The organism is Brevibacterium sp. ACRRH, assembly GCF_022346365.1.
GTDB classification, from domain to species: domain Bacteria; phylum Actinomycetota; class Actinomycetes; order Actinomycetales; family Brevibacteriaceae; genus Brevibacterium; species Brevibacterium paucivorans.
Genome location: NZ_JAKRMN010000015.1, coordinates 20,038 through 30,048, shown reverse-complemented (window position 1 = coordinate 30,048; position 10,011 = coordinate 20,038). Strand labels below are relative to the sequence as shown.

Below are 10,011 nucleotides of genomic sequence, written 5' to 3'. Positions count from 1 at the left end.
GTCGACGACGAAAACCGCGGCCGTAATGACGAGGCACAGGCCCGCGATGTGCGCCATGACCACCGGGACCGGCAGTCCTGTGAAGAACTGTGTGTAACCGATGATTCCCTGCGCCACTTCGACGATGAGCAGGAAGGTGAAAGCGCGTGTGGCGCTGGCGATTTTTTCCTTGCGTGCAAGAACAAGACCGTAGATGGTACCCGCGGTCATGAGCCACACGGGGATTGCGTGGAGTCGCGACATGAGCAGGGTGTTGAGGCCGTTGCGGGCGCTGACTTCATCACCCGCGTGTGGGCCCGCCCCAGTGACAAGCATGCCCATGAGCACGATCACAGCGCACAGGATTCCCACGGCCCAAGCGACGGTGACGAGTGTGCGCGAGGCGACGGGACGTGGGTTGTCGCCGGTGTCACGCGTGCGCTTGACCATGTATGCGGATAGAGCAACGGCCAGGGCCGACGGAATGAAGTGGGCGGCAACGATCCACGGGTTGAGCTGAGTGCGCACCGTGACGCCACCCAGAATGGCCTGGAACGGGACGACTGCAAAGAGCAGAACGGCCATGCGGAACAGGTCGGAGCGGGTAGACCGCAGGGGCCACAGGGCGATCACGACGAAAAGCGAATACAGGCCCAGAATGACACCCAGGACACGGTTGCCGAACTCGATGAACCCGTGAATACCCATCTCGGGGGTGTTGGTCAGCGAAGATTCGGTACACATGGGCCAATGCGGGCATCCCAGTCCCGAACCGGTCAGGCGTACAGCAGCACCGGTGAACACAATGAGGGCCTGCAAGAACAGGAGACCAACAGCAAGCCAGTACACGTATCGGTTGACTTCGGTTGCTTGCCAAGACGACTTCGACATGTCACTTACTTTCAAAAGAGAACCATGTGGCTCCGGCGATGATACCGAGCACAGCCCAGACCAACAAGACGAGTTGGGCACTCCAGTCTACACCTCCGGATATCAGTGCTGTGCGCAACGAATCGCCCAATGCGCCAAAAGGAGTGAGCGATGCGACTGTGCCCCACAGGCCCGGATGTTTGACTACAAGCCCACCAACTCCGGCGCCCGCAACCCAGAGGATGTTCGATCCGGCGAGCACGGCCTCGGCGCGGGCGGTTCCTGCGAAAGCAAGCGCAAGCGCGGTCAGCGCGGCGGTACCTAAAAACCACGAAAGGAAGATGCCCAGGAACTGAGTCAGGGAGGCGGTGATTTCGAAGTTCACGGGGAGAACAGCGATAACAATGAACATGACCAGTAGCTGCACTGCGGTCACGATGTAGACGGACACAATCTTGGCAAGAATCAGCCCGGTGGTGCCCAGGGGAGTCGTGGCTAATTGCCGGAGTACGCCGTAGCGACGGTCGAATCCGGTGGCGATTGCCTGACCGGTAAACGCGGAGGCGGCGATTGACAGCCCCAGACCGGCCGACGCGGCGATGATGTTCCGCTGGTTCTCTTCGTACCCAAAAACGGTGACGACATCGGTCATTGCCAGCACCACAAGTGCGCCGATCGGCAGAGCGAAGGACAAGAAGAGCTGTTCGGCGTTGGACAGGGTGGTGCGCAACTCAAAGAGCGACTGTGCCCACACACGCTGAGCCAGGGGTGCGATTCGCGGTGAACTCATGAGCGCAGTGTCCTTCCTGTCAGGTCGAGGAAGACGTCGTCAAGCGAGCGGGACGCCAGGGACAGGGATGTGATGTCAGCACCGGCGTCGTTGAGAAGGCCGGTGATCGCGTGGACCGTTTGGGTGGTGAAGTCACCTGTGATGGTGACGGCGCCGTCCTTTGCGAGGTCCACCTCGCCATATGCGCGGAACTGGTCTAGGAGGTTCTGGCCGAGGTGGCGGGCCCGGATCGTCAGTGTCGAGCTACCGTCGCCAGTGAGTTCGCCTACTGTGCCGTGGGAGATGACGTGGCCCTTATCAATGATGGTGACGTAGTCGGACAGGTGGGCTGCGTCGTCCATGTCGTGAGTCGTGAGAACAACCGCCACGCCTTGTTCGCGTAGCTCTTCGACGATCGTGAACACGGCAAGGCGTGACTGTGGGTCCAGGCCGGCCGTGGGTTCGTCGAGAAACACCAGCTGGGGTTTGCCGATCAGCGCGGCTGCCATTCCTACACGTTGCTTTTGCCCACCCGACATGCGTCGTATCGTGCGGTCGGCGAACGCGGTGATGCCTAAGCGTTCAGCGAGTTCGTGGTAGTCCGCAGGGTCGGCGTACATGCGGGAAAGGTTCTTCAGAATGTTGAGTGGCTTCGACGCCATGGGCAGTCCGCCGTCTTGCAACATGACGCCTGCGAGCGCGCTGGAGTGTGTGTGTTCTTTGACGGGGTCGTATCCGAAGATGCGGGCGTGACCTGATGTGGGTTTGAGGAGGCCCACCGAGGCAGCGATGGTGGTGGATTTGCCTGCGCCGTTGGGTCCTAAGAGTGCGTGGATGGTGCCTCGCTCAACGGTGAGTGAGACGTTGTCGACTGCACGGAGGCTCCCGAAATTCACGCTCACGGCGTCGAGTTCTAACGGATGGTTCGGCTTGGTCACGATTCCTCAGTGTAATGAGTGAAATGTGGGGAACTTAGGTCACCCTGGTTTTACGTGGAATTATTTAGGGCACAATAGTGTTGTGGAATAGCGAACCGCCCGCTTTTAAGAGAGGACTTACGTGAGCGCACGCCCCGGACAAGATCTGCGCACCCGCCAGCAAGTGCTGGCGATCGTGCTCGATCAAGGGCCTATCAGCGCCTCGGGTATTGCGCGTCTGGTTGATCTGACGCCGGCGGCTATCCGCCGCCACCTCGACGCATTGGAAAAGGAAAACGCGATCGAGGTGCGTGAGTTAGCGGGAGTGAAAGCAGGTCGAGGTCGTCCCGCACGCCACTATGTCGTCACCTCGGCGGGTCACGCACAGATTTCCCACGCATACGACCACGTTGCGGTGGAAGCGCTTGACTTTGTGCGATCGGAGATGGGCCGAGAAGCGGTGGAGCGGTTCGCGCGCGAGCGGGCGCGTGAGCTGCGCGAAAAGCTTGAAGCGCGTTTGGAAGAAGGCGGGAACGTAGCCACACGGTCGCGCGGTCTGGCGGCGGCGCTGGACAAAGAGGGTTATGCGGCGTCGGCGACACCGGTTGCTGTGGGAACCCCGCTGGAAGCGATGCAGCTGTGCCAGGGGCACTGTCCCATTCAGCACGTCGCGGAAGAATACCCAGAATTTTGTGAAGCTGAACTTGAGCAGTTTGGCGACATCCTAGGAGTGGACGTGCGACGTCTTTCGACGTTGGCGAGTGGGGCACACGTGTGTACCACGCACATTCCCACATCCACCCTGAATCGCCCTTTGCTTGGCACCCACGATGGGAAGAGCAACTCTAAAAAAGGAGGAGAAAGGTGACTGACACCACCGATTCCAATCCTATTCTGGAGATGAATCCAGAACTTAAGGACATTGGACAATACGCATACGGTTGGCACGACTCAAACGACGCCGGGGCCGATGCCCAACGTGGGTTGAACGAAGATGTTGTGCGCAATATCTCCAAGCTGAAGGAGGAACCGGAGTGGATGCTTGAGCGTCGTCTCCGTGCTCTGAAGCTGTTTGACAAGAAGCCTATGCCGCACTGGGGTGCCGACCTCAGCGGTATCAACTTCGACGACATCAAGTACTTTGTGCGTTCGACTGAGGGTCAGGCGCAGTCGTGGGAAGACCTGCCTGAAGACATTAAGAACACGTACGACCGGTTGGGGATTCCCGAGGCGGAAAAGCAGCGTCTGGTTGCGGGTGTCGCCGCGCAGTACGAGTCCGAGGTTGTCTACCACAAGATCAACGAAGAGCTCGAACGTCAGGGTGTCATCTTCCTCGACACCGACACGGGTCTGCGGGAGCACCCGGAGATCTTCGAAGAGTACTTCGGTACCGTGATTCCGTCCGGTGACAACAAATTCGCAGCCCTCAACACTGCCGTGTGGTCCGGTGGGTCGTTCATCTACGTGCCCAAGGGTGTTCACGTGGAGATCCCGTTGCAGGCGTACTTCCGCATCAACACGGAAAACATGGGGCAGTTTGAGCGCACGCTCATCATTGCTGACGAAGGCTCGTACGTTCACTACGTTGAAGGGTGTACGGCTCCGATCTACAAGTCGGACTCGTTGCACTCCGCAGTGGTCGAGATCATCGCCAAGAAGGATGCACGAGTGCGTTACACGACCATTCAGAACTGGTCGAACAACGTGTACAACCTGGTGACAAAGCGCGCGGTTGCCGAAGAAGGCGCAACCATGGAATGGGTCGATGGAAACATCGGTTCGAAGGTCACCATGAAGTACCCAGCGATCTGGCTCACAGGTGAGCACGCAAAGGGTGAAACCCTGTCCGTGGCATTCGCTGGGAACGGCCAACACCAGGACACTGGAGCGAAAATGGTGCACGCTGCACCGCACACGCAGTCCTCGATTGTGTCGAAGTCGGTTGCCCGTAACGGAGGACGTGCGGGATACCGCGGCTTGGTTCACGTCCACCCGGGTGCCAAGGGGTCGTCGAACACTGTTCTGTGTGACGCGCTCCTGGTGGATAACGTGTCGCGCTCAGACACCTACCCGTACATCGACATTCGTGAAGATGACGTGGCGTTGGGACACGAAGCGACCGTGTCGAAGGTGAGCGAGGACCAGCTGTTTTACCTCATGAGTCGTGGACTCGACGAAACCGAAGCGATGGCAATGATCGTGCGTGGCTTCGTCGAACCGATCGCCCGAGAACTTCCCATGGAATACGCGCTTGAGCTTAACCGTCTGATCGAACTTCAGATGGAAGGCGCGGTAGGTTAAGCGCAGAGGAGACGCATTACATGACAATTGCAACAGAACACGTTCCGGCTAAGTCGCGTTCCGAACGCACCCGGAGTTTTAACGTGGCGGACTTCCCGCAGGTGAACGGCCGTGAAGAAGAGTGGCGTTTCACTCCGGTCAAAAAGCTCACCCAGCTGCTGACCGATGAAGAAAGCACAGCGGAGCTTGCGGTCTCACGTGAACTTCCAGACGGGGTGGACGTGTCACAGATCAGCCTCGACGAGGCGCGCCAGCTGGGTGTTTCGGCGCCGGAAGACCTGCCAGCTGTCATCGCGGCTACTCGCGCACCCAGCGTGACCCGCTACGACATCGGCGAAGGTGTTGAGTTGGCGTCCCCAGCCATCATCACTACGGAAGGCGCGGACAGCGACAGCCCCGTACATAACCACACTGTGGTGACGGTGGGAGCGAACGCCAGCGCGACCATCGTGATCAAGCACACCGGTCACGCACAGCTGTCCGAACTGCTCAGCGTGATCGTGGGGCCGGGAGCGCGGGTGAAGCTGGTGACCCTGCAGCTGTGGGATGACGACGCGGTACACCTGGGACAGCACGACGCGGTCGTGGGCAAGGACGCGCAGTTCACGCACATCGCTATCACGCTGGGTGGCAAGATTGTACGTCTGAACTCGAATGTGTCCTACGACGGTCCAGGGGGAGAGGCCCAGATGCTGGGGCTGTACTTCGCCGACGCCGGGCAGCACTTGGAACACCGCACGTACGTGGACCACAACACGCCGAATGCCACCTCGGACGTTCTTTACAAAGGGGCGTTGCAGGGGAAGGACGCGCGCAGCGTGTGGATCGGTGACGTTCTCATTCGCCCGGAAGCCAAGGGGATCGACACGTACGAACTCAACCGCAACCTGGTGCTGACCGAGGGTGCGCGCGCGGACTCCGTGCCAAACCTCGAAATTGAGACTGGTGAAATTGAGGGAGCAGGGCACGCGTCGTCGACCGGCCGGTTCGACGAAGAGCACTTGTTCTACCTCATGAGCCGAGGAATCGATGAGAAGACAGCGCGCCGGTTGGTGGTGCGTGGCTTCTTCAACGAAGTGATCCAGAAGATCGACATCGAACAGATCGAAGAAGTGCTCACAGAACAGATTGAAGAAGAACTTTCTCGGAGCGTGCTGTGAAGTCCGTTGCGAAATCTACCGATGTGACACCGGGGAGCGCGATTCGCGTGAAGGTCGACGGGGTTGAGGTGTGTGTTGCGCGCACCGAAACCGGCGAGCTGCACGCGATCGACGACCTGTGTACCCACGGTGAAGTGTCACTGTCCGAAGGTGACGTGATGGGGTGTGCAATCGAATGCTGGTTGCACGGCTCCACGTTCGACCTGCGGACCGGTGAACCCCAAAACCCACCCGCTTTCGACCCCGTCGCAGTGTACGAATGCATGGAACGCGACGGCGAGATCTACGTCAAGCTTTAAAGAAAGAAGAGATTCATGTCTACACTTTCCATCCGCGACCTCAAGGTCAGCGTAGAAACCGACAAGGGATCTAAGCAGATCCTCAAGGGCGTCAACTTGGACATCAAGTCCAACGAAACCCACGCAATCATGGGGCCAAACGGTTCCGGTAAGTCCACTCTGGCGTACGCGATCGCAGGACACCCGGCGTACAACATCGAAGGTGGTTCGGTGACGCTGGACGGTGAAGAGATGCTGGAGCTCAGCGTGGACGAACGCGCACGCGCTGGACTGTTCCTCGCTATGCAGTACCCCGTTGAGGTTCCCGGTGTTACCGTGACGAACTTCTTGCGTTCGGCTAAGACCGCGATCGATGGGGAAGCTCCCAAACTGCGCACGTGGGCCAAGGAGCTCAACCAGGCCATGAGTGAGTTGAAGGTGGACCCCGAGTTCGCGTCGCGTAACGTGAACGAAGGGTTCTCTGGTGGTGAGAAGAAGCGCCACGAGATCCTGCAGATGGAACTGCTCAAGCCACGTTTCGCGATTCTGGACGAAACCGACTCCGGGCTCGACGTTGACGCGCTGCGCATCGTGTCCGAAGGTGTGAACCGCGCGCAGAGCAACACGGACGTGGGCGTTCTGCTCATTACCCACTACACGCGTATCCTGCAGTACATCAAGCCTGATTACGTACACGTGTTGGTTAACGGGCAGGTGGCCGAAGAAGGTGGCCCCGAGCTTGCGAACCAGCTCGAAGCTGAAGGCTACGACCGCTTCCAGAAGTGATGACGACGCAGGAATTCACACGTTTACGAAGTGACTTCCCGCTTTTGACGCGGGAGGTCGCGGGATCACCGCTCGCGTATTTGGACTCCGGCGCTACGTCGCAGAAGCCTGAATGTGTGATTGACGCTGAACAGGAGTTCAACACGCGTCACAATTCGGCGGTTCACCGTGGTGCGCACACGCTGGCCACCGAGGCGACCGACGCCTTTGAGGGCGCGCGTGCCAAGGTGGCGGCTTTCGTGGGTGCGAAACCATCGCAGGTGTGCTGGATGAAGAATGCGACAGAAGCACTCAATGTCGTGGCCATGGGGATGGGTTTTGCCACTGAAGGTCCGTATGCGTTGGGGCCTGGTGATTCGATTGTCATCACGCAGATGGAGCACCACGCGAACCTGGTGCCGTGGCAGCAGGTGGCGCTTCGGACTGGTGCAGAACTGCGGTACATTCCGATTACCGACGAAGGCACGCTGGACCTAAGTGATGTGGACTCCATTGCTGATGCGTCAACCAAGGTTATGGCGTTCACGCATGTGTCTAACGTGTTGGCGACGGTGAACCCGGTTGAGCAGTTGGTTGAGCACGCCAAGAAGATTGGTGCGGTCACGGTTCTTGACGCGTGCCAGTCTGTTCCGCACATGCAGGTTGATTTCCCTGCTATGGGTGTGGACTTCGCCGCGTTTTCCGGACACAAGATGTTGGGGCCGTCAGGCATTGGTGTGCTTTACGGCAAGCAGGACGCGTTGAATGCTTTACCACCGGTTTTGACGGGTGGGTCGATGATCGAAACCGTCACCATGGAGGAGTCCACGTTCCTGCCTGCGCCTCAGCGGTTTGAGGCTGGAACACAGCCCGTGGCGCAGGCCGTGGGGCTTGGTGCTGCGGTTGATTACCTGTCTCATGTTGGAATGGACAGGATTGCTCAGCATGAGCAGGAGTTGGCTCAGATCCTGGCTGAAGGCGTCGCGAAGATTCCTGGTGTGCGGCTGTTGGGGCCTGCCAACAGGAGCGTGTCGACTGTGGCCGTGGATGTTGAGGGCGTACACGCGCACGATGTGGGCCAGTTCCTTGACGCGGACGGTGTGGCCGTACGCGTGGGGCACCACTGTGCGATGCCACTGCACGCGCGTCTGGGTGTACGTGCCTCGACCCGCGCCTCGGCGTACCTGTACTCGACGGTTGAAGAGTGCGAGCGGTTCTTGGATTCGCTGGCGCGCGTGCGCGGGTACTTTGGGGTGGAATCATGAATCTGGATCAGTTGTATCAGCAAGTGATCCTGGATCACTCAAAGGAACGGCACGGCAATGTCCCGTTTGATGAGCGGGAAGCGTTGGGTAAGTCTCACCAGGTGAACCCCATGTGTGGGGATGAAATTACCGCCGAGGTCGTCGCCGGGGACGATGGCGCGCTGGAGGTGCGCTGGGAAGGTGACGGCTGTTCGATCTCAATGGCGTCAGCGTCTGTGGCGTGCGAGATTTATGACGACGAGGGCCGTGAGGCGTTTGACCGTGCGGAGGCGGAGTTCCACGAGCTCATGCATTCGCGCGGTGCCGTTGAGGCCGATGAGGACGTGCTGTTTGACGCGGCTGCGTTTGCCGGGGTGAGTAAGTTCCCGGCGCGCATTAAGTGCGCGTTGCTCGCGTGGATTGCCATAAAGGACGCTCTGTCACAAGCTGAGAGTAGTAAGGAGGGAGGACAGCATGACTGAGGTCGTTGACCAACCGACGAATGCGACTCCGGAAGAAGTCATTGACGCGCTTATGGATGTCATGGACCCGGAGTTGGGCGTGAACATCGTGGACTTGGGCCTGGTGTACGGCGCAACCGTGGATGAAGAAGGTGTAGCGATCATTGAAATGACGCTGACGTCTGCCGCGTGCCCGCTCACCGATGTGATTGAAGATCAGTGTGCGCACGCTTTGGACGGAATTGTGCCAGCGTTCCGGATCAACTGGGTGTGGATGCCGCCGTGGGGTCCCGAGAAGATCACGGAAGATGGGCGTGAGCAGATGCGCGCCCTGGGCTTCAATATTTAGGGATTGAGTATGGCGTGGTTACACGCGGTCTACGTCAAAGGTATTGCACTTGGTGGGTGAGCCGGAGTCGTAGCCGCGTTTGAACCAGGTCATGCGCTGTTCCGCTGAGCCGTGCGTGAAGTTTTCGGGGGTGACGCGACCGCCCGAGGTCTCTTGGATTCGGTCGTCACCAATCGCTTCCGCTGTGCCAAGGGCGGCCTCAATGTCTGAGTCCTTGAGAGGCTCAAGATACGGCTGGCCCTGAGGCCCATGCGTCTTGGTAGCGTTAGCCGCCCACACGCCTGCGTAGCAGTCTGCCTGAAGCTCCATACGAACCGCGTTAGATTGCGGGCCCGTTTTTCCGTCACGGCTCCGGGTGATGTCACCCGTGATCTTCTGAATGTGGTGACCAAATTCGTGGGCAACCACGTACTCTTCCGGGAGCGGGCCTTCCTTAGCGCCCAACTGTTTGCGCATCTGTTCAAAGAAGGACGTGTCGAAGTACGCGGTTTCATCGGCGGGACAGTAGAAGGGACCCATGTTGCTATTTCCTTGGCCACAGCCGGTGTCCCATGTGCCATTGGTGAGTTGTACTCCGGGGTTGCGGTACTGTTTACCCAACTCGCCCATACCCGTGTGCCAATAGTCGTTAAGACTGTTGACGGTACCTACGATGCGACAGTCGACGTCGCGGTTGGCGTCCTCGCCTGTGCGGCACCTCTGGGAGAGGTCCTCTTGGCTCTGCTGAGACTGCTCACCCGAGCCCAACTGGTTAAGGACTGCTTCTGGCCCAAAGAAGATCAATCCGAGAACCAGAAGCGCAACTCCACCAATGCCACCACCGATCATGACAGGCGCGCCACGACCTCGGGAAACCTGGGAGCTGTCAAGCTGAGAGTTGGGGTTGAAGGTCATAGGGTTAGTGTATTGGACTGATCA

12 protein-coding genes are annotated in these 10,011 nt (G+C 59.1%); 8 read left to right on the top strand and 4 right to left on the bottom strand.

The window, feature by feature from the left end; translation table 11 throughout:
• The 3 genes from MHX53_RS11410 to MHX53_RS11400 all read right to left on the bottom strand — a co-directional run.
• Positions 1 to 870, bottom strand: an 870-nt coding sequence (locus tag MHX53_RS11410) for a COX15/CtaA family protein (protein ID WP_239272776.1), incomplete at its 3' end; no start/stop codon positions are given.
• Between the two features lies 1 nt (position 871).
• Positions 872 to 1,639, bottom strand: coding sequence for an ABC transporter permease (locus MHX53_RS11405; protein WP_102238029.1), 768 nt, complete (start codon positions 1,637 to 1,639; stop codon positions 872 to 874).
• Complete coding sequence (locus tag MHX53_RS11400) at positions 1,636 to 2,556, bottom strand: ABC transporter ATP-binding protein (RefSeq protein WP_102238028.1); 921 nt, start codon at positions 2,554 to 2,556, stop codon at positions 1,636 to 1,638. The genes MHX53_RS11405 and MHX53_RS11400 overlap by 4 nt, the downstream gene beginning before the upstream one ends.
• A gap of 121 nt (positions 2,557 to 2,677) precedes the next feature.
• Here MHX53_RS11400 and MHX53_RS11395 point away from each other — a divergent pair, with 121 nt between their 5' ends.
• From MHX53_RS11395 to MHX53_RS11360, 8 genes are read left to right on the top strand one after another with little or no spacing between them, the layout of a single operon-like run.
• Positions 2,678 to 3,403, top strand: coding sequence for a MarR family transcriptional regulator (locus tag MHX53_RS11395; protein WP_102238027.1), 726 nt, complete (start codon positions 2,678 to 2,680; stop codon positions 3,401 to 3,403).
• A gap of 32 nt (positions 3,404 to 3,435) precedes the next feature.
• Positions 3,436 to 4,836, top strand: a complete 1,401-nt coding sequence (sufB, locus tag MHX53_RS11390; RefSeq protein WP_204516138.1) for a Fe-S cluster assembly protein SufB — start codon at positions 3,436 to 3,438, stop codon at positions 4,834 to 4,836.
• A gap of 20 nt (positions 4,837 to 4,856) precedes the next feature.
• A complete protein-coding gene (gene sufD / locus MHX53_RS11385; protein WP_102238026.1) occupies positions 4,857 to 5,996 on the top strand; it encodes a Fe-S cluster assembly protein SufD in 1,140 nt (379 codons plus the stop codon).
• Positions 5,993 to 6,295 (top strand): non-heme iron oxygenase ferredoxin subunit, encoded by a 303-nt coding sequence (locus MHX53_RS11380; RefSeq protein WP_102238025.1) that lies wholly within the window; start codon positions 5,993 to 5,995, stop codon positions 6,293 to 6,295. Before sufD ends, MHX53_RS11380 begins: the two co-directional genes overlap by 4 nt.
• A gap of 15 nt (positions 6,296 to 6,310) precedes the next feature.
• Positions 6,311 to 7,060: a Fe-S cluster assembly ATPase SufC gene (gene sufC, locus MHX53_RS11375; protein WP_102238024.1), complete on the top strand. Its 750-nt coding sequence runs from the start codon at positions 6,311 to 6,313 to the stop codon at positions 7,058 to 7,060.
• Positions 7,060 to 8,304: a SufS family cysteine desulfurase gene (locus MHX53_RS11370; RefSeq protein WP_102238023.1), complete on the top strand. Its 1,245-nt coding sequence runs from the start codon at positions 7,060 to 7,062 to the stop codon at positions 8,302 to 8,304. The genes sufC and MHX53_RS11370 overlap by 1 nt, the downstream gene beginning before the upstream one ends.
• A complete protein-coding gene (gene sufU / locus MHX53_RS11365; RefSeq protein ID WP_180965274.1) occupies positions 8,301 to 8,765 on the top strand; it encodes a Fe-S cluster assembly sulfur transfer protein SufU in 465 nt (154 codons plus the stop codon). Before MHX53_RS11370 ends, sufU begins: the two co-directional genes overlap by 4 nt.
• On the top strand, positions 8,758 to 9,093 hold the full coding sequence (locus tag MHX53_RS11360) for a metal-sulfur cluster assembly factor (protein ID WP_102238022.1): 336 nt from the start codon (positions 8,758 to 8,760) through the stop codon (positions 9,091 to 9,093). Before sufU ends, MHX53_RS11360 begins: the two co-directional genes overlap by 8 nt.
• 18 nt (positions 9,094 to 9,111) lie before the next feature.
• Here MHX53_RS11360 and MHX53_RS11355 read toward each other — a convergent pair whose 3' ends face one another.
• Complete coding sequence (locus MHX53_RS11355; protein WP_102238021.1) at positions 9,112 to 9,987, bottom strand: neutral zinc metallopeptidase; 876 nt, start codon at positions 9,985 to 9,987, stop codon at positions 9,112 to 9,114.
• Between the last annotated feature and the right edge of the window lie 24 nt (positions 9,988 to 10,011).